13 protein-coding genes and 7 pseudogenes are annotated in these 18,558 nt (G+C 68.5%); 10 read left to right on the top strand and 10 right to left on the bottom strand.

Translation table 11 applies throughout. The annotated features are described in order from the left end of the window. Positions 1 to 122 precede the first annotated feature (122 nt). Positions 123 to 766: pseudogene (locus tag ACWGSR_RS07610) on the top strand (IS5 family transposase); the annotation flags it as partial. 75 nt (positions 767 to 841) lie between these two features. On the opposite strand, the gene ACWGSR_RS07605 reads toward ACWGSR_RS07610, so the two are convergent. The 6 genes and pseudogenes from ACWGSR_RS07605 to ACWGSR_RS07580 form a co-directional block, all read right to left on the bottom strand. Next, the gene (locus ACWGSR_RS07605) at positions 842 to 1,423 is read right to left on the bottom strand and encodes a hypothetical protein (RefSeq protein ID WP_453564358.1); all 582 of its coding nucleotides are present in this window, start codon (positions 1,421 to 1,423) and stop codon (positions 842 to 844) included. Positions 1,424 to 1,455: 32 nt separating this feature from the next. Next, positions 1,456 to 2,247: pseudogene (locus tag ACWGSR_RS07600) on the bottom strand (transposase); the annotation flags it as partial. A gap of 102 nt (positions 2,248 to 2,349) precedes the next feature. Then, positions 2,350 to 2,970: a DinB family protein gene (locus ACWGSR_RS07595; protein ID WP_376245232.1), complete on the bottom strand. Its 621-nt coding sequence runs from the start codon at positions 2,968 to 2,970 to the stop codon at positions 2,350 to 2,352. A gap of 213 nt (positions 2,971 to 3,183) precedes the next feature. Next, positions 3,184 to 3,936 carry a DUF1214 domain-containing protein gene (locus ACWGSR_RS07590; protein ID WP_453564355.1) on the bottom strand — a complete coding sequence of 251 codons (753 nt, stop codon included), beginning with the start codon at positions 3,934 to 3,936 and terminating at the stop codon, positions 3,184 to 3,186. Next, positions 3,837 to 4,478, bottom strand: coding sequence for a DUF1254 domain-containing protein (locus tag ACWGSR_RS07585; protein WP_453564353.1), 642 nt, complete (start codon positions 4,476 to 4,478; stop codon positions 3,837 to 3,839). Before ACWGSR_RS07585 ends, ACWGSR_RS07590 begins: the two co-directional genes overlap by 100 nt. A gap of 261 nt (positions 4,479 to 4,739) precedes the next feature. Continuing rightward, positions 4,740 to 5,300 (bottom strand): annotated as a pseudogene (locus tag ACWGSR_RS07580) (IS5 family transposase); the annotation flags it as partial. Between the two features lie 631 nt (positions 5,301 to 5,931). Here ACWGSR_RS07580 and ACWGSR_RS07575 point away from each other — a divergent pair. The 4 genes from ACWGSR_RS07575 (at position 5,932) to ACWGSR_RS07560 (ending at position 12,363) form a co-directional block, all read left to right on the top strand. Further along, entirely contained in the window at positions 5,932 to 6,987 is a 1,056-nt protein-coding gene (locus ACWGSR_RS07575; protein WP_453564350.1) for a hypothetical protein, read from the top strand. Beyond that, positions 6,984 to 8,270, top strand: a complete 1,287-nt coding sequence (locus ACWGSR_RS07570) for a hypothetical protein (protein WP_453564347.1) — start codon at positions 6,984 to 6,986, stop codon at positions 8,268 to 8,270. Before ACWGSR_RS07575 ends, ACWGSR_RS07570 begins: the two co-directional genes overlap by 4 nt. Then, the gene (locus ACWGSR_RS07565) at positions 8,267 to 11,584 is read left to right on the top strand and encodes a hypothetical protein (RefSeq protein WP_453564344.1); all 3,318 of its coding nucleotides are present in this window, start codon (positions 8,267 to 8,269) and stop codon (positions 11,582 to 11,584) included. The genes ACWGSR_RS07570 and ACWGSR_RS07565 overlap by 4 nt, the downstream gene beginning before the upstream one ends. Positions 11,585 to 11,799: 215 nt before the next feature. Next, entirely contained in the window at positions 11,800 to 12,363 is a 564-nt protein-coding gene (locus ACWGSR_RS07560; protein WP_453564341.1) for a hypothetical protein, read from the top strand. Positions 12,364 to 12,437: 74 nt separating this feature from the next. Here ACWGSR_RS07560 and ACWGSR_RS07555 read toward each other — a convergent pair whose 3' ends face one another. Further along, entirely contained in the window at positions 12,438 to 12,791 is a 354-nt protein-coding gene (locus ACWGSR_RS07555; protein WP_453564892.1) for a DUF6924 domain-containing protein, read from the bottom strand. Between ACWGSR_RS07555 and ACWGSR_RS07550 the strand changes: the two are divergent. The 4 genes and pseudogenes from ACWGSR_RS07550 to ACWGSR_RS07535 all read left to right on the top strand — a co-directional run. Beyond that, positions 12,696 to 12,965, top strand: a pseudogene (locus ACWGSR_RS07550) (hypothetical protein); the annotation flags it as partial. The gene ACWGSR_RS07555 and the pseudogene ACWGSR_RS07550 sit on opposite strands and share 96 nt — an antisense overlap. Positions 12,966 to 13,193: 228 nt before the next feature. Beyond that, positions 13,194 to 13,774: pseudogene (locus tag ACWGSR_RS07545) on the top strand (AAA family ATPase). A 412-nt stretch (positions 13,775 to 14,186) separates the two neighbouring features. Then, positions 14,187 to 15,377 (top strand): cytochrome P450 family protein, encoded by a 1,191-nt coding sequence (locus tag ACWGSR_RS07540; protein WP_453564338.1) that lies wholly within the window; start codon positions 14,187 to 14,189, stop codon positions 15,375 to 15,377. A gap of 186 nt (positions 15,378 to 15,563) precedes the next feature. Then, positions 15,564 to 16,363 (top strand): annotated as a pseudogene (locus tag ACWGSR_RS07535) (IS5 family transposase); the annotation flags it as partial. Positions 16,364 to 16,381: 18 nt separating this feature from the next. Here the strand turns inward: ACWGSR_RS07535 and ACWGSR_RS07530 are convergent. Beyond that, on the bottom strand, positions 16,382 to 16,906 hold the full coding sequence (locus tag ACWGSR_RS07530; RefSeq protein WP_453564918.1) for a hypothetical protein: 525 nt from the start codon (positions 16,904 to 16,906) through the stop codon (positions 16,382 to 16,384). A 213-nt stretch (positions 16,907 to 17,119) separates the two neighbouring features. Here ACWGSR_RS07530 and ACWGSR_RS07525 point away from each other — a divergent pair, with 213 nt between their 5' ends. Further along, a complete protein-coding gene (locus tag ACWGSR_RS07525; RefSeq protein WP_453564336.1) occupies positions 17,120 to 17,539 on the top strand; it encodes an Imm10 family immunity protein in 420 nt (139 codons plus the stop codon). Between the two features lie 90 nt (positions 17,540 to 17,629). On the opposite strand, the pseudogene ACWGSR_RS07520 reads toward ACWGSR_RS07525, so the two are convergent. Together ACWGSR_RS07520 and ACWGSR_RS07515 are read right to left on the bottom strand one after the other, a co-directional pair. Next, a pseudogene (locus ACWGSR_RS07520) lies at positions 17,630 to 17,767 on the bottom strand (IS5 family transposase); the annotation flags it as partial. A 368-nt stretch (positions 17,768 to 18,135) separates the two neighbouring features. Next, positions 18,136 to 18,528: a hypothetical protein gene (locus ACWGSR_RS07515; RefSeq protein WP_453564333.1), complete on the bottom strand. Its 393-nt coding sequence runs from the start codon at positions 18,526 to 18,528 to the stop codon at positions 18,136 to 18,138. Positions 18,529 to 18,558 lie beyond the last annotated feature (30 nt).

Here is an 18,558-nt window from a genome sequence, read left to right as displayed (position 1 = left end):
ATCGCGGGTGATCTTGCTCGCCTGTTTGGCACGCACGGATGGGAGAGCGCACAACTGATCGTTTCGGAATGAGTTGAGCTGCGGGTCTTGCACTCGATGATCTTGGTCGGCAGGGTGTCCGGGTGCGTGCTGCTCTTGTTCCTGACGGCCTGTGGGAGCGGGCGGCCCCGCTTCTGCCGCCCGCTCCCGAGAGGCGCCGCCGCTGTCCCGGGCGGCTGCGTGTTCCTGACCGAGTGGCCCTCGCCGGCGTCCTGTTCGTGCTGCGGACGGGTGTCGCGTGGCGCGACGTTCTCGCGGAGACGGTGGGATGCTCCGGTGTGACGGCCTGGCGCCGGCCGTGAGACTGGACCGAGGCAGGTGTATGGCCGCGCCTGCACGCTGCCCTGCTGACCGAGCTGCGCCGCGCCGGTCTGCTGGACCTGGACGACCGCTCTGTGGACGGGTCGCACGTCCGGGCGCTCAAAGGGGGGATCATGTCGGCCCCTCGCCCGTCGACCGCGCCCGTCCCGGCTCGAAGCACCACCTGATCGTCGACCGACACGGAACCCCACTCGCCGTCACCCTGACCGGTGGCAACCGGCACGACGTCACCCAGCTCCTGCCGCTGCTCGACGCCGTCCCGCCGATCCGGGGTCGGCGGGGACGCTCCCGCAGCAAGCCCCGGCGCCTGTATGCCGACCGGGGCTACGACTTCGACAAGTACCGCCGCCTGCCGTGGAAACGCGGCATCAAGCCGATGATCGCCCGTGGCTTTGTTCACGCGAACCGGTTCTGGCTTGCTTTCCGTGACGCGTGCACGGTGTGTGATCTTCGCTGTGAGACCAGCGGGACCGAAGGGGCCTCAGGTGCAGACAATGGGGCAGCCGCGTCGGATCGAGTGCTGTGCAGCGCGCAGGAACAGTGCGACGTAGAAGGCTGTGTCCAGGTCCTTGGTCCACGGCCCTGTTCGAGTAGTGGCCAGTTCCTTTGCTTGGTTCCTGAACCACGTGCTCAGGTCGAGGTTGTCGCATGTCGCCGGGGTTTCGGCTGGCAGATCGACGGCTGCCGCCAGCTTCTCGGCGAGCGGTAGTACCTGAGGAGCGCCGGCGAGCATGGACTCGTGGTCGTCGGATTCAATGGGCAACCAGATCTCCTCATCGAGCGAGAAGGGCACGAGCACGGTCCAGCCGCAGAGGATCTCCGATTCCGCTCGTGACAGGTGCGTCTGACACAAGGCGAGGAACCCGGTCATGTCGGGGGTCAGCTTTTCCTCGAAAGCTTGTCCTGAGCCAGGTGCGAAGGCCGTCTCTGCGGGGACGTCCTCGTAGGGCGGCATGTCCCGCCGCCTGAGTTCAGCATCGAGTGCCGAAGCGACTTCACCCCACCCGTCCTCCTCGTCACCGAACCATTCCTCCACGCCGACGCTCACCAGGTAAACACCCATGTGGGGAAGCTATCGCGCGCATCTGACATCGATCAGTGAGCCAACAGGACTCGCTTGCGGAGCAGTGCGAAGCCGGCGCGACCGAACATCTGGCGCTTGAGCATCTTGATCCGGTTGACGTGTCCTTCGACGACGCCGGAGCTCCAGGGCAGGGTCAGGCCGGCGATGACGGCGTCACGGTCCCGGTCGATGCCGGCCGCGAGAGTGTGGAGGCTGGGCAGGTCGTCCCGGCGGACGGCGTCGAGCCACTGAGGGAGTCGTTCACCCTGGCGCTCGGTGAGCATGTGGGCGAAGGACCGGACGTGACCGGTCAGGGCGTCGAGTTCGGGGCAGTTGGCCAGGACGGTCTTGAGTCGGAGCTGTTCGATCTCGGTCAGCGTCTCGGGTCGGCTGAGGATCCATCTCGTCACTACGCGGGGTGCCGGCGGTTGCGCGGTGACCGGCCGTGGCGAGGTGCGCTTCTGTCGCAGGTGGGCGCTGACCCGGCCGTAGCTGCCTCGATGGCCCAGGGGAACGATCTCCTCCCAGAGCTTCCAGGCGCTGGTGCAACCCTCGTCCCAGCGTTCGTCCAGGCAGGGCTCGTACTCGTCGAGGACGGAGGTCCTGTTGTGCCGCCACTGTCCGCGAAAGAGGTCTTCCGGCATGGCGGCGTCGGCGAGGCTCTTGACGGTGCGGTGGGTCATGTTCAGCTGGCGCCCGATGGAACGGCGGCTGTGGCCGGCTTCCAGCAGCGCGTGGACCGTGGCATGCCTGGCCCGGACGCGATTGGCGAACCGCTCGCTCCGCCATGGAGAGTCCGCCTTCTCCTCGCGCGGCGCCGGTTCGGCGGCTTTCCCCTCGCGCTGCCGACTGCGAGCACCGCCCTCACGTCAAGCCTTCCGTGGAAGGAAACCTGACTGCCGTGTGCGTCGCGGCTTCGGCGGGGATCAGCGTGATCGGGCGCGGTAGAGGTCGCGCAGCAGGGCGATCTCGGCCCCGTGGTGCAGCAGTTCCTGGTTCACCCACCACACGATGTCGAGAAACGGCTCTTCCGCGTCGCTGCCATGCGGATAGGTGCACAACCCCACGGTGTCGAGTGCGGCGTCGTCCACGCTCAGCAGGGTCTTCTGCCAGGCCGCGGCGCCGGCGTCGAAGGCCGCTACCGCCCCTGCGACGTCCCCGTTGACCATGTAGTCGTCCCTGGTCAAAGTACGGCTACCGGCGGTGTGGTCGGCGCGCAGGGTCAGCATTTCGCTGAGGTGGCTCAGGCGCCAGGCGATGGTGGTGAAGGGCGGCGGCCAGGGGTGCGGGTAAGAGGCGGCGTCGCGCCCCCACTCGCCGGTGCCGGCCAGGGCGGTTGCGCGCGATCCCGGCCCGTTGACGCGTCGGCGTACCGACCAGCAACCGGCCACCGGCTCCCAGAGATACTCCTCGTCGGTCATGGGGCCGACCCTGGTGTCCGCCCCGTCGCCGCTGTCCATGATGGGCCCAGCCATGCGAGCGGTGAGGCGCTCGCGCGCGAAGTCGAATTGCTCGAGCAGCGGAATCAAGCGGGACGGTGTCGTCAACGAAGGCTCCTGCACAGGACCGGTCTGGGTGCGATCCGTCAGCGTGGCACAACCAGCAGAACGGCCGCGCCCCATTTTCTGAGAGCCCTCACCAGTTCGGGCCAAACTGCGCTTTCCTCAGCAAAATGGGCCCTGGCTGACAAGTCTCGTCCAGTCGTTACGGGACAACCCTTACGACCTCGTACACGATAAGTATCACTGCAGGTCAGCGCTTTACATCTTCACAGAGCCTGATCCGCTGACCTGCACAGATACGGTGACGACTCTTATCGCGCACGAGGTCGTTGGGTTCGTCTCGCACCAGGTGCCCCACTCCACCTGGCCGCCGTCCTCATCCGGGTGAGCGGGTGAGCGGGTGATGGGCGGGAGGGGGTAGGTGCCGTCGAAGGCGGCCGGGCGGGGCTGGTACATGCGCAGGACGGGCCGGAAGCGGCCGGGCGGTGTGGGCAGCCAGTTGGCGGCGGCTTCCGGTGCTGTGGGGCGCTGCGGCTGGAGGTGCAGGGTCAGGGAGCCGTCGGGAGCGTGGTGCAGGTGGGGGGTGCGGTCGCCGATGGAGTAGCGGTCGATGGGGTTGTCGACGAGGTAGTAGTCGGACAGGTCGTACATGGTGATCGACCAGAAGGCATCCACCGACGAGGGCGTGGCGAAGGTCAGGGTGTAGGAACGGGTGCCGTCCAGGCGCCGGCCGTCACCCTCGTTCCAGGTCATGGCGTAGGCGGCTTCGTAGGCGTGGTTGCCCCACAGTCCGGCACGGGTGGCGGCGGCCCGCACGACGCGGGCGGTGGCCCGGTCCGCGATCACCCACCGGGGGCTGTTCAGGGTGCCGGTCTGGAAGAAGTCGAGGTTGTAGTCGAAGGCGTGGTAGGTCAGCTTCCACCTGTGCTGCTCGGAGTTGTCGTCGTGGGTGGTGGCGTACTCCACCCGCTCCTTGCCCTGGCGGTAGCCGGCCGCCAGAGCCTGGACCATCTCGCGGCGGAGGCAGCGGCGTAGGGGCTGGCCTCGTCCAGGAGGCCGAGCGGGGCGAACCGCTCCTGATAGGCCCGGTATGCGGCGGATGGCGGGAAGGCCCGCATCCAGGTGCGCAGCTTCTCGAAGAACAGCAGCTCGCCACCGTCGACCCCGTCGTGCGGTGCGGGAAGTCCGGCGGGCGTCGGCATGTCGGCGTCGAGGGGTTCGAGCGTGGTGGCCTGCTGCAGGGTCTGGACGGCGGCCAGGTCACCGGGGTCGTCGCAAGCCCAGCGGCCCACGATCGAGACCACCGCGGTCGGCGCCGCGATCCGGGTGATGCCCTCCGGGACCTTGCCGCTCCAGCAGGGACCGGTCAGCAGATGGCTTCCAGCGGCGGTGCCGGTGGCGCGGCGGCCGACGTAGGCGAAGTTGTTCGTCCAGGCGTCGACGAACTGGAACACGTAGTACCGTCCGGCGGTGTCGGGCACGTGCAGCAGGAGCGGGACCTCGCTCAGGTCGACCTGGGCGATGGAGTACACGGTGTCGTTGCTGACGGTCACGAAGGTGTCCTTCGGCCCGGCCAGAGCGGCGGCGTAGCTGAACCGGTTAAAGGGGCGGCCGGCGGCGAGCCCATGCCCTCGCGGGTGAAACAACCCACCTCATCCAGGTTGAACACCATCGGAAAGCCGTAGACGTACGCCTCCGCCGCCAGCACCTCAAGTCCCGACACCCTGCACGGCCCTCTCCTGACCAGCCCAGACAGCCAGCCTCCCTCCAAACAGCCCACCTCGCCACCAGGACCGATCCAGCAACAATTCCCTGCCGCGGTCGGCGAACAACCGGCCCGGCCGGTGCCGCGGCCGCCCGCGAAGTCCGCGGATGCGGGGGATCAAGTCCAGCAGCGGCGTCAGCTGCGTGACGTCATGCCTGTTCCCGCCGGTCAGCGTCACAGCGAGAGGGGTGCCATGTCGGTCGACAATCAGATGGTGCTTGCTGCCCGGCCGGGCGCGGTCGACCGGCGAAGGTCCGGTGTGAGCCCCCTTCAGGACCCTGATGTGCGAGCCGTCGATCGCGCAGTCGTCCAGGTCCAGCTGACCTGCCTTGCGCAGCTCGGCCAGAAGCACCTCGTGCAGGCGGGGCCAGACGCCGGTCTCGGTCCAGTCCCGCAGACGGCGCCAGGCCGTCACCCCACTGCACCCGGTCCGCTCGGCGGGCACGTCTCTCCGGCTCACGTTCTTGCGCAGCACGTAAACGCTGCCCCGCAGAGCAGCACGGTCGTCCGCCGGCAGACACCCCGGATACCTATGGCGCCGCGGAGGGCGGGTCGGCAGCAGCGGGCCGATACGTTCCCACAGGTCATCAGGCACAAGATCATCCGGCACCCGCGCCACTCTGCCGCCGCCAGACCCGACTGCCAAGCCCCTACGCCGAACTCATTCTGAAACGATCAGTAAGTAGGTGGGCGTAGCCCTGGCTGAGGACGCGGGCGGCCAAGACGGCATCGTAAGGGTGGTCCCGCATCAGCAGACCGATCTGCTTGTCCCACAGTTCGGTCGGCACGATGTCGCGGGGTGAGCGGGCCGGCCCGCTCGGCGGGTCGAGGCCACCCCGGCTGGAGATGACAGCATTTTTCCGCACCCCCCGAGCCCGGACCCGCGACGTGCGGGTCCGCGCATGCGCCCGCGGCTCGGAGCGGACGGGAGCGCGAGCCGTCGCTCGCATCGCTCGCGCTCATCCACGGAGACCCGCCCGATCCGGGTGGTAGCACGACGCCCCACACCGCCGAGCAGTATCCGCGAACTCCGGTCGGATGATGTGCATTCCTGTTACGTTGCTCTACTTGCCCGATGGTGGTGGGAGCCGTGCGGCGTGGACGCGCGGGCGATCGTCCGACCTGAGTTGCCGCCCGGCGTCGGGGCCACCGCCCCTCCCCACCGTCGTCGGTTCACCTCCCGCGTCGGACTGGCACGGACCGGACATCTGTACGACGTCCGGTCCCGTTGCGGAGGAACTGTGTGGCATGAGCGGGACACGACCGGCCCCGTCCTGGCCGGTGACGTCACGAAGGAGGGGACGGTTGCCGGTTTCGGCTACGCCCCGTCCTCGCAGCCGAAGGCGGCGTGCGACCGGCTGCTGCTGAGCGGCGACGAGGCGCTGGCCGAACCGCCGGACAGGCCCGTTCCGGTGGACGCCGGGTCCGTCCGGACCCTCGCAGCCACACCGGTGCGGCGGGTGGATCCGGCGCGGGTGCACCGGGCCGAGGAGCTCGACGCCGCGCTGCCCGACGTGGTGGCGGAGACCCTGGCGCTGCCGGGGTCGGCTTGGGGAGCGGTCGCGGGCCCGCTCGTCGACGAGGTGCGTGAGTCGCGTCATCTGCTCTGGCTCACCGGCGGGTTTGTCCGAGACCTGATCGCCGATTCCGCTGCTGAGGTCAACGACCTCGACCTGACGGGCACGGCCCCACCGGGCCGCTTCACCGACCTGTCCAAGCGGGCGCGGCGCCGCGGCGGGCTGGAGTTCCGGGCAAAGGTGTCGCCGTACTCACTCGTCTGCTCGGCCGTACCGCCTCAGGGCGGCGAACGGCTCTACGAATACCGGACGTTGAAGACTCACGCCTTTGACTTCCCGGCCTGCGGCAGCGACCTCGAGACCGACGCCCACTGCCGCGACTTCACCGTGAACAGCCTCTACTACGACCCGCTCGGCCACACCGTGGTCGACCCGACCGGCGCGGGGCTCGCGGACCTGCAGGCACGGCCTCGCCGCCTCACGTCGCTCCACGCCACCGAGGACCGACTCGGCCAGGCACGACTCATCCTGCGCGCGGTGAAGTTCGCGATGCGCTGGGCCAACACCACCGGCTGCGAACTCGGCGCGACCGCTGCCCGCCTCGCCCACGTGCCTGCGACAGCGTGGGACGGGATGTCGCCGACCGACTGGGAACGGCTGGCTGGGGACCACCGTCGAGCGCTCGCCGGCCAGGACCCGATACGCCAGCTCGGTGTCGCGGCCGCGCTCGGTCCCGCCGCCGTCGGCCTGCTCGCCGTCCTCCTGGAGGTGCAGTCGTGACCGGTGTGCACCGTCCACTCAGCGACTGGGTGGTCCGTCTTGGCCCGCCGCCCGTCCCCGGCACGAGCCCGATCAACGACGGCGACGAACGCGCCGACGCCCGGGACCTGCCGATCTTCGCCGAGGGCTGGGTCCGGCGCGCCGTGGCGGTAGAGCCGGACCAGCCGTTGGTGCTCGCCCTGCACCACCCGGCCACGGCCGCCACGTACGTCGAACTCGACGACCACGGGTCCCCGTTACGGATCGACGAGACGGGCGCCGCGCTGATCGACCGTGTCGAGACGTCCTGGCCGCACCCTGTGCTCGGTCCGGCCGATCTGACGGCGTTTGCCGCGCTGTCCCGTGAGGTCCGCTACCTGCTGCTGCACCGGCTGGACCGGGAGGGCACGCCGCCGCCCGGGATCTTCCGCTTTCTGCCGTGGGAGCCGGTGACGGAGTTGGCGTCGGCGGTGGTCCGGCTGCTCGACGGGGACGCGCCGCCGGCGCTGTCCGCCGAGGCGCTGGACCTCGGCCACTGGGTCACACCCGCGGCGCTGGGTGTGACCGGCCCGTTGGAGCAGTTGTACGAGGGGCTGGTGGAGCCTGATCCGGTCCTTGCCGCACGGGGCGGCACGGCCCTGTGCGGTGGGTTGCGCGCCGCGGATCCGGATCGGTTCCCTGCGCAGGTGGCGACGGCTTTGGCAGCGGTCGCCCGGCGGCTGGCCGGGGTGAATCCGTTCCTGCGGCACGCGGCGGTCCTGGCAGCCGACCGGCTGACGGGTGCGGCCCCGAGCGGTTTCGTCATCGGTCTCGAATCCTCCCTGCCCAAGTCGGCGTCGGGCACGGCTGACCGCGCGGTGGTCGACCGGCTGGGCGATGGCGGTCCGTTCTCGGTCCGCACCGAGGTCACTCCGGGTGGGCGGCTGAAGGTGACGGTGGAGCTCGCCCTGGAGGCTTCGCCGGAGCGGGAACGGCTCATCGACGCGTACGGCGGTGCTTTCCTTCCGGTCGTCGTAGCCTCGCCCGGGGGTGCCCTGCGGTATTGGGTGGCTCTGGAGGCCCGGCGGCGGTGGCTGTCCGGGACGCTCGACGTGCCTGTGGTGCGCGGGGAGTTTCGGGCGGAGGACGCGGTGACGGGTGTATGGGGCCTGTCCGGCGTCTCTGCGGAGGAGCTGCTGCCTTCGTTGGTGGGGACGCATCGCGCGGGCCTGCGGGTGTGGCGCGCGGCGGCAGAGCTGTCGCCCGCGGGGCACCCGCTGCGCCAGGCGCTCCGTCGCCTCGATGGGGAGGGCCACCCGTCGTGACCTTCATCGAGGACCTGCGGGTCCTGCTCACGGACGAACTCGACGGACCGGAGGAGGAGGCGGCTCTCTACGGGGCACTGATCGGTTCGCCTCTGCTGTTGGAGTTCGTCCAGTCCTTGGTCGGCGCCCGGGACGTGGAGTCTTTGCGCGCGCTGTGCTATGGAAGTGTCGAACTGCACGAACTGACCGAGCGCTACGGCACGGTGGCGGGCGCTCTTCCGACCCCCGAGGAGGAGCCGTTCGCCGCCTGTGGTGCGGTGACCGGCGCGGTACGGGCCGTGGCCGCGCTGGGGCTGGTGCTGGTCGATGAGGAGGCTCGGCTGGCGGACCATCTGGCCGTCGCGCTGACCTGGCTGGCGCACGCCCGTGCCGCGGCGCAGACGCCGTGGCCCACCGGGCGGCAGGCCCCGGCGTGCTCCCACCGCGACCGGCTGGCCGCCGTCGTGGCGGCGCTGGGCACCGACCCGCACGGGACCACCGTGGTGGTGTGGCTGCTCGCCCTGCAGAAGGAGGACTTGAAGAAGGGGGCGACGGCGACGGTCGACGTCCTCCTGGACCGGGGTGACCTTGGGGTCCGGGCGACGCTGCGAGCCACAACGCTGCGCGGACTGCCGCCCGCCCTGGTCCCGGACCCGTGGACCATGCTGCTGTTCACCGCGGACGACCGCTTCCGCTCCGGTGTGGAGACCGCTTGGCGGACGGCGGGCCACCGACGGAGCGACGGCGACGTTCGTGGCGCGGTCCTCTGGTCGCTGGCAGGTGTCGACGGACCGGTGGACCACGTCCAGGACATCAGCCTGACGGCGGCATTCACCGTCATCGTGGACGAGATGCGCCGGATGAACCGGCGGCTGCGCGGCCCGCTCACCGTTCGGCGTCTCGGCGGCTCGATCGCCGTTGTCGGCGGGGTCGACGACGAGGGGCGCATGGTCGGGGTGACCGGCTACCGCAACAAGCTGGCCGTCGCGGCCGCCCTCGACCGGGTCGTGGTCCCGGACACCGACCTTAGGGAGGCCCAGGAGCACGCGAGCGGCCTGCAGACCACAGTCGTCGGGGTGCGCGAGTGGAAGCAGGCGGCCCGCCGCAGCCGGATACCGGACCGCAAGGCCTGGTTGCGGGTCCTCCTCATCTGCGTCCTCGTGCTCAGTGCGGGCTCCGGGACCGGCGCGTTCATCTGGAACGGCAACCGGCAGACCCAGGAGCTGCGCGACACCGCCGCCCGGGTTCTGGAGCAGGCGTACGAGCAGGACGGGGAGGTCGAGCCGGAACTGCGCCTGCTGCTGGCCATGGCGAGCGACGACATCGCCGAGAAGGCGGGCGACAAGACCAATGCCCTGGCCACGATGGCCGGCGAGAGCTCCTCACTGCGCAGGCTGCTGCGACCCGAGGAGGGCCGGTTCGATCGGCTCGCCCTGTCGCGCAACGGAGCGTGGGGTGCGCTGTCCACCAGCACCGGGGCCGTGCAGGTCGTGTCCACGAAGTCCGGGGACGTGGTGTGGCGCCAGAAAGGGAGCGGGGTGGAGCCCACGGCCCGGGGGGTGTTCGTCCACGGTCTTGCGGTGTCGCCCCTTGGCCAGCGGGTGGCCTTCGCGACCAGCGACCTGCGCCTGACCGTCGTGGAGCAGAAGAAGGGGTCCTGGTCGGTTACCAAGAGGATGGCCTTGCCCATCCCCTCCCACCCCGGGCTCTTGAACACCGAGCGCAACAAGGTCGACCATCTGGAGTTCACCTCGGACCACCGCTCGCTCGTCCTGTACGTGGACACGATCGGGATGCTGGTCTACGACGTCCGGCATCTCGACGCCCCACCGCGCCGCTGCCCCGAGCGCGGCACGGCGCAGACGATGCAGGCGGGGGAGAATGCGGTGTTGCTGACCAAGGATCGCGAGGTCGTTCGGGTGGACCTGAAGACCTGCGCCCGGTCCGTGGTGCTCACCGTGCCCAAGGACATGGAGCTGCACGGGGCCGTTGCGGACGACGGGGTGGTGGCTGCCGCCACCCGCGGCGCCCAGTTGCTCGTCCTGAGCCCGAAGAGCCCCGAGACCCTCATCGCCGACCGCGGCCCCTACGGGAGGGTCTCGATCACCTCCGCCGACGACGGGGCGCACCTGAGCGCGACGAGGCTCACGGGACGTATCGGAGGCACCTACGGGTGGAACGTGGCGCGTCGGACCCAGGAGTACGGCTACCCCGGGGCGGGGCCTTCCCTTATGGGCAACGACATCGTGCTGCGGCACCGCGGTGGAGTCGCCGAACTCCATGATGGCGACCACTCCGCTGCGACGAGGGCGTGGAACCGCTTCTATGCGGGCATGGGGTCGCTGGCGTGGGCGGGCGAGGACCTTGTGCTGCGCTCCGGCCCGGCCCTGTACGTACTGCCCGATGCGAAGGACCTGACGTCCGAGACGATGACGGACCCGGCGTACTACCACCGCCTTCCCCTGCCGGGGGGCGCCACCAGCAAGGAGCTCGCCACCAGCCGAACCGGCCCCTGGGCCGCGGCGCTCTACAGCAGGAAGGGGGAGCGCAGCCGCGATCTGGCGGTGTGGAACCTCGAGAGCCGGCGGACGACGCCCGTACCGCTGCCGAAGAAGACCGGGCTGCGGCACGTCGCCTTCGTCGGCAGCGATCTCTACGTCGGATACGGCGACGGCGAGGTCAGGCGCTTCACAACCGTGGATGGCTCCTGGCGGAGCGCGGGGAGCCGACGGCTCGCGGCCGGTATTGCCGCGCTCGGCGGAGGCGGAAAGGACACCGACCGGCTCTACGCGGTCATCAGCACCGCATCCGCCGACCGGCCGTCCGTCGTCGCCCTGCGGACCTCCGACCTCGCGGTCACCGCGACCCGGCAGTTGGAGGGCGGGACGGCGCTTGCGAAGGTCGAAGTGATGCGGGACGGTCAGGTGGTCGTGGGCTCCGGCGCTGGGGCGATCACCTTTCTCACCGCGGACCTGCAACAGCGCGGCCGGGTCTCCGACGGCCAGCTCAAGTTCGTCATGGACCTCACCGAGATCCCGGACCGGGGCCTGCTGTTGGTCTCGGGCCAATTGCACAGCGCCGTCTTCGGACTGAACACCATGACCCCGCGCCGCGCGTGGACCATGGGGGCGCCGTTTTTGTCCGCCGACGCCCCACCGGACGGCGGGGTCCTGGCAACGTACAGCTTCGCGACGTTCAACGTGGCCCTGTGGACCCTGGGGGAGTCCGACCTGCGGGCCCGGGTGTGCCGGGCCGTTGGTCGCGACCTGACGGAACAGGAGTGGCAGCAGTACGTGGGCCAGGACGTTCTCTACACGCCGGTCTGCAGGAGCTGAGCAAGCGGCCAGGCCCGTTCACCAGCCCTGTCGAAGGGGGACGGGCCCGGCCGTGCATCGTAAAGCAGTCCGTGGATCCACCACAGCGGCACAAAAGAGCCGCCCTGCTTGCAAAACGGGAAGTGGGGAAGAAAACCCGTGGTCCGAGCAGCCTACAGAGGCCCCGTAGTGGACCTGGCCCATGATCGACCCCTTTACCGAACGGGCCTTCCCGCGTGACGACCGCTCCCCTCGAACCCTCCACTGCGCGTGTGCCCGGGCGGGCCTGGACCGTCCGTCTGACCGGCCACAGCGACCGCACGGTAAGCGTCACCTGCACCTCGCCGTGCACGATGCCCACCCGCTCCCGCGACCTGGCCGCTTTGCGCACCTTTGCCGCGCAGCACGCTGCCGCCCATGCCAAAGCGGCCACCGTCCACCCCAACGCTGCCTGCCACTGCCGCGCCGAACGCTGCGAAGCACACCCGGCGGACAAGTCGCTGTGCGCGGGTGAGGTGGTGATGATCCTGCGCCACGACCCGATCGTAGGGCAGGTGTGGATCGTCGAGGAAGTCTGCGCGATGTACGCACCCCACATCCCCCACGCCCGGACCCTGGCCCGCGCCGCGACCCCTGCCCGGCGTGCCACCGCCAAGCCGACCATCCAGGGCCAGGACCGCACGCAGGTGCTGCCTCGCCCGGGGGTGCCCAGCCTGTTCTCCTCCGCCGGCACCGCCGAGGTGGGTACCGACACGATTCGGCGCCCCCGCAAGCAGCACCGTCGCCCCCGCCAGGGCTGAGACGTACCACCCGCGGCAAGGAGCCCGATTGACGGACCGGGGGTGTATTCGGCGGACGCGGGCGGCCGGGTGCTTCAGCCGGTGAACCCTCGGAAGGCACCTTCGGGATCTTCCCTGGCCATGTCCGCGAGCTCGTCGAAACCCAGATTGGCGATCATCGGGTTCGCATTCATCTCGTGCACCCCGTGCGCCACCGTACGGAACATGACGCCGTAGATCTCGAACTCCTCGTCGCTCTCGCACCGGTCCCTGCTCCGCAGGGACAGAGCCAGCGGCGTGGGGCGCTCTGCCGCATCGAGGCGTCTCGCCTCCCGGCGCCCGGCCGTCGCCTGATACGCCCGCAGTACGGTCGATGCCGCGCTCGGATCGCGTTCTCCGACGCTGCCGCCGAGCAGCTGGAGAACATCACCAGCGAGGCGGAGATCCACGCCTTGGACCGCGCCCTGGTTGTCGTTTTCGTCGACTCCGACATCGGCGAGCCGATCCCCGGCGATACCACCGGCCCCCAGCTGTGCGAGTACGCCGACGAAGTCGAGCGCGTACGCCTCCTGTACTGGGTCACGGCACTTCGCACCGTGGTCGTTGTCGCCTGTCTCGAGGTTCTGACCCGCAACGTCCTGCACCAAGCCGACTGTGCGCCGCCGGCAAGGCCGACCTCTCCGCATGTCCGCCGGCTGGTGAGGGATCGGGTCTGTCACCTGGTGGGGGATTGCTCGCGTACAAGGAAGACCCAGGTGTGTATCGAAAGTAGATCAAGCGGCCGTCAACTCGGCGGATTAGGGGCAGCGCGTACCCTCAAGGTCTTGATCATTTGTGTTTGGAGAGCTTGTATGAGCTTGGATCTGATGCCAATCGAACGTGAGCAGGCTGCCGGGGCTGTCCTGCTGACCGGCATCTCCGGGAGTGGGAAGTCCACGGTGGCCGCTGCTCTGGCCGGGGGACTCCGGATGTCGGCCCGCATCGGGGTGGACGCCCTCAGGAGATGATTGTCCGCGGTGGGCAATGGCCCTCGCTGACCGCGAACGAGGAAGCCGACCGGCAGATCTTCCTACGCGCCCGCAACGCGTGCCTTCTGGCGGATAGCTTCGCGCGAGCCGGGTTCGTCCCGGTGCTCGATGACGTTGTGGTCTGCCGTTCCCACTTGGACTTCCAACGCACGGCGCCGGCGGCGGTGCCGCTGCACATCGTGATCCTGGCTCCTGGTGTGGCAGTAGCGTGGCGGCGTAACCAGGCTCGCGAGAAGGCACTGGCCGTGAATTGGTCGCCTCTGGATGAGGCGATGCGCTCCGAGCTCGCGCAGCAGGGGACCTGGATCGACAATGCTGCGCAGACGGTTGAAGAGGCCGTAGAGGCGATCCTGTCCGTGACCGGTCCGGCCTCCATCTTTGAGGTCGATCAGCCTCTGCGATGATCGCCAGGTGGTGAGCGGAGACCTGACGGGTACCCAGTGGGACCGGCCGGCGCCATTGTTACCCGGCGGCAAGAAGCCGGGACGTCCGCCAGCATGGACGAGAAGGTAGCTGATCGACGGCATGCGCTTTAGGACCCGCACCGGCGTCCCCTGGCGTGACGTGCCGGAACGGCACGGCCCTTGGGGTCGGGTGTACGGGCCCGATACCGAGTTGAGCAGCGCCTTCCTTCATGCTGATGGCGGGGTGCGCAGCCCATCCTCCAGGCGTACTGGACGATCGCCATCGCCATCCGGCGCATATAGAGACATGAAAAGCCGTGGACGGACCGGCCGCAGCCCGGGGGAGGCGTGTCCAGCGCACGGGATCGGGCCCGGAAGAGGCTGAGAGGGAGAAGCGCCCTAGGGTGGGCGCATGGATCTTGCGGATGATTTGGCGACTGACCCGTACGCTGTCTACGAGCGGCTGCGGACCACATCCCCGGTGCACCGCATTACGGGGACAGACGGACAGCCTGCTTGGCTCGTCACTCGGTTCGACGATGTCCGCGCGGCTCTTGCTGATCCGTGCCTGTCGCTCGACAAGAAGCACGCTCGCGAGGGCAACTACCGTGGGCTGTCACTGCCGCCGGCCCTGGATGCCAATCTCCTGAACATGGATCCGCCTGACCACACCCGTCTGCGCCGCCTTGTGGGACGGGCCTTCACCCAGCGTCGGATCGAACAGCTGCGCACGCCGATCCGTGCCACTGCCGACCAGCTCCTGGACGCTCTCGGTGAGCAGGGCACCACGGACCTGATCGCCTCCTATGCAGCCCCCCTGCCGATCGCGGTGATCTGCGACCTTCTCGGTGTCCCGGACGCCTACCGGCGGGACTTCCGTGCCTGGACGACCGCACTGATCGCTCCGGATCCGGGCCGTCCCCAGGAGGCGAAGAAGGCCGTCATGGCCATGTTGGGTTTCTTCAAGGAGCTCATGGCCCACAAGCGGCGCGAGCCGGCCGACGACATCCTCTCCGACCTGATCGCGGTACGTGACACGGAAGACGACCGGCTTACCGAGGACGAGCTGATGTCCCTGGCATTCCTCATCCTCTTCGCCGGTTACGAGAACACCGTTCAGCTGATCGGAAACGCGATTCTGGCCCTGCTGCAGCATTCTGACCAGATGAGCGCCCTGAGGCAGGACCTCTCGCAAGTACACGCCTGTGTCGAGGAACTTGCTCGTTACGAAGGTCCGGCCCTGCTCGCCATCCGACGCTTCCCGACCCAGGACGTGACGATCGGCGGCGTCCGGATCCCGGCCGGCGAGACAGTTCTGCTGTCCTTGTCTGCTGCCAACCGCGACCCGAAGCGCTTCTCAGACCCGGACCGCCTGAACCTTGGCCGCGATGCTACCGGGCATCTGGCACTCGGCCACGGCATTCACTACTGCCTGGGTGCACCCCTGGCACGAGCCGAGACCGAGATCGCGCTGACCGCGCTTCTGGAGCGGTTCGACGAACTCGGGCTCACCGCAGAGGAACCGCGGTGGCGGCCCTCGCTGCGTGCCCGTGGGCTCCTCGACCTGCCGGTGCGTTACCGGACCACCAGGACATCGCCCTGACGGCGATACCTGCTGAAACGCTGCTGCCCGGATCCGTATGGCGATGGGCAGCTGCTCCGGGCCAGGGCTTTCTCCTGGCAAAGACGCTTACGCAAAGCGCCGATCATGGGCAGGGTCGGCGCGGAGAAAAGGAACAGCACGGCTAAGACGTCGTTTCCTTTGGCGGTTCGTCTCGTTGTACCGGGCATGACGAGCCTTGCTGAGCGGTTGGTGCCCGATGAGTTGTGGGAGTTGTTCCGCAGGGTGGTGCCGGAGACGCTGGTGATACGCCCGCAAGGAGGCGGCCGCCGACGAGCCGGGGATCGTGAGTGTCTGGCCGCGATCGTGTTCGTGGCGACGTCGGGGTGCACGTGGCGGCAGGTGCCACCGCTGTTCGGGCCAGCTTGGCCGACGGTCTACCGGAGGTTCGCCCGCTGGAGCAAGGAGCGGGTCTGGGCCCGTCTGCACCGGGTCATCCTGGATGAGCTCGGCGCCCGGGGAGAGCTGGACTGGTCGCGTTTCGCTATCGACTCGGTGAGTGTCCGGGCCCTCAAAGGGGGCTTTTGACCGGACCGAATCCGACCGATCACGGCAAGAAGGGATCGGAGATCCACCTCGTCACCGACCGGTCCGGTCTGCCGGTCGCGGTCGCCATCTCGGCGGCCAACACCCATGACAGTCTCGCTCTGCAGCCGCTCGTCGCGTCGATACCGCCGATCCGCAGCCGTCGCGGTCCCCGCCGCAGGCGGCCCGACAAGCTCCACGGGGACAAGGGCTACGCCTACCCTCACCTGCGGCGATGGCTTCGTTCTCGCGGCATCGCACTACGGATCGCCCGTCGAGGGATCGAGGCATCACAGCGGCTGGGACGCCATCGATGGGTCATCGAACGGACCATGTCCTGGCTGGCCGGCTGTCGCCGGCTTCACCGCCGCTACGAGCGCAAGCCGGAACACTTCCTCGCCTTCACAGCCATCGCCACCAGTCTCATCGACTACCGACGCCTCACCAAGCAGGGCGCTGCCTCAAAGGCCCCTGGACTCATGCGCTGCCGCCATCGCCAGCGCGGTCGATGCCAGGATCACAAGGGTGAGGACGCCGTAGAGCCAGACGGCCGAGAGGCGGTCCATGGTGACTCTGCCTCCGGGATTCCGCAGTTGGGCGAAGTAGTGCCGATACATCCGACGCCGCATCGGGAGCAGGGCAATCGGCATGGATCCGGCCGCGATGCTGTACAGGAACAGGATGAGTGCTACCGGTTCCGGCCGGATCAAGGCTGTCAGGCCGACCACGGCGTAGAGCACGGGGACTCCCACGTAGGCGGCCCACTTGCCGTTCCTCCTGAGCTGCTCGCATTTAGCTCTTGCCACCTCTGGTACCCCGTCAGGCTCAGGCGGCAGCGCCACTAGCGTGATCATGAACATCACAGTCGCCGCAGCCGCGATCAGCCACCACGTTTGTTCCGGAACCGAGAACAGCATCGTCCGTAGCTCTTTCTTCCCTGGCTCACGGTGAACGACAACAGCATCCACGTTCGTTGCACGTTCCACGCTTCCTGTACCCGGCAGTCTTTGGCCCGGCTTCCTGCCCGGCTCGGCTCTCTGCGAAGCGCTTCCCGACGCATGCATCGATGGCCCAGCAAAGCCACATGGGCCAAAGGAAACGACGTCTAAAAGAGCTTTTGTCCTGGTGGGAGTGTTTGGCAGGGCGCAGGCGCGCTGACCGCACGCCGCGGGCCGCGACAGGTCTGGTAGAACACGTGTGTGACTTACAGATTCGTTGCGAACATCGCCTACGGATGGCACGAGAAGTGTCCACCGGGAAGCTACGTCCCGACCGCCGGGGTTGCGGAGTCAGGGGACGAGGAGAGCTTCGCGCTCGAGTTCCAGGGCGGTTTCGAGGAACCGGACGAACAGGCCGTCCGCCTCGGCATGGACTCGTACTGCGTTGTCACTCCCGATCAGAACACCGCGTACGGATGCGTGCGCATGGTGGAGCTGGAAGGAAACCTCCTGCGGGTGACGTTCGATCCTGCGCATCTGGACGACCTGTGCCTGGACGATCCGGTAGTCGAGGCAGTCCTGCATGCGCCGGCCGAAGACCTGGCTCGTATGAGAGAGGCACTCACGCACATCCTCGCCTACGGTCGCCCCGATGCGCTGCCGATCTTGATCGCAGTCTGAATCTGCAGACACAAGGACGGTCAGGATCTCGCCAGTGCTCTCGGCGAGGCGTGCACTACGGAAGAGGTGCGGATCGGCCTGGCCTGGAGGCTATGAGTCCTTCCAGGTCGGGGTCGATTCGTGGGTGAGTCGTCGGCTCATGAGGTCGACCATGGGCACCTTGATCATGGCTTCGGGGCGGTGGGGGTGGGTTTCGTAGTCGCGGGCGAGGCGGCGGTGATGCAGGAGTCAGCCGGTCGGATCGGCCGTGCGGTGAGATGCCTGCTGTGAGCGGCCTCCCGCCGAACCGAAGCATGACGGTTTCCCGGTCATCCGGCTCTCCAGGGACTACGGCGTGAGTTTTCTGGCTGGCTGAAGAGCCACCTCTGACACCGGACTCCAACACCGCGGGCACACGGGCTGGTGAGGAAACAGGAGACTGTCGGATCGAGTCGAATGGCTACAGAGACGGCGAGCGATGCCGCCGACCGGCGAGGACGAACTGCTCGAGGCCGACGAGGTGCTGGCCGCAGCCCTGACCGTACACGGCGAACTGGGTCTACGAGCACCCGGTCTGTTCCATCTCCCACACAGCCGCAGTCGAGCCACTGCGGCGGTCAGCCCCGATGCGAAGAATTACGCTCGTACCGCACGTCTGGTTCGTGTGGAAAGAATGCCCTGGTGCCGATATCGGTGTTCATGATGGACAGGTAGACACTGCATGCCTTGCCCGTGCCGGCGCCCTGGTAGGTGAACCTGATCCCTGGTGACTCGTCAGGCCAGGTGTCGAACGCCCAGGTCGCTGCACCGCTGTAGGAGAGATGGATCTCGCTGGTGGATTGCCCGCAGCCCGTGTCCGGCTCCCTCACCCGTTGAAGTTCCGCGGAACCATCGGCCCGGACCGTGAGGCGCTGGCCGCTGGAACCCGACCAGACTCCCTCCACATCAGCGACTTCAAGTGAGGAGCGGTCTTGACCGCTGTTCAATCCCATGAGGATCGCAGCTGCCATTCCGGCAGCAGAGGCTATGGCGACTGCCAG

The organism is Streptomyces sp. NPDC055632, assembly GCF_053618675.1.
The sequence above is the reverse complement of the archived record's forward strand: the minus strand, read 5'-3'. Positions and strand labels throughout refer to the sequence as shown.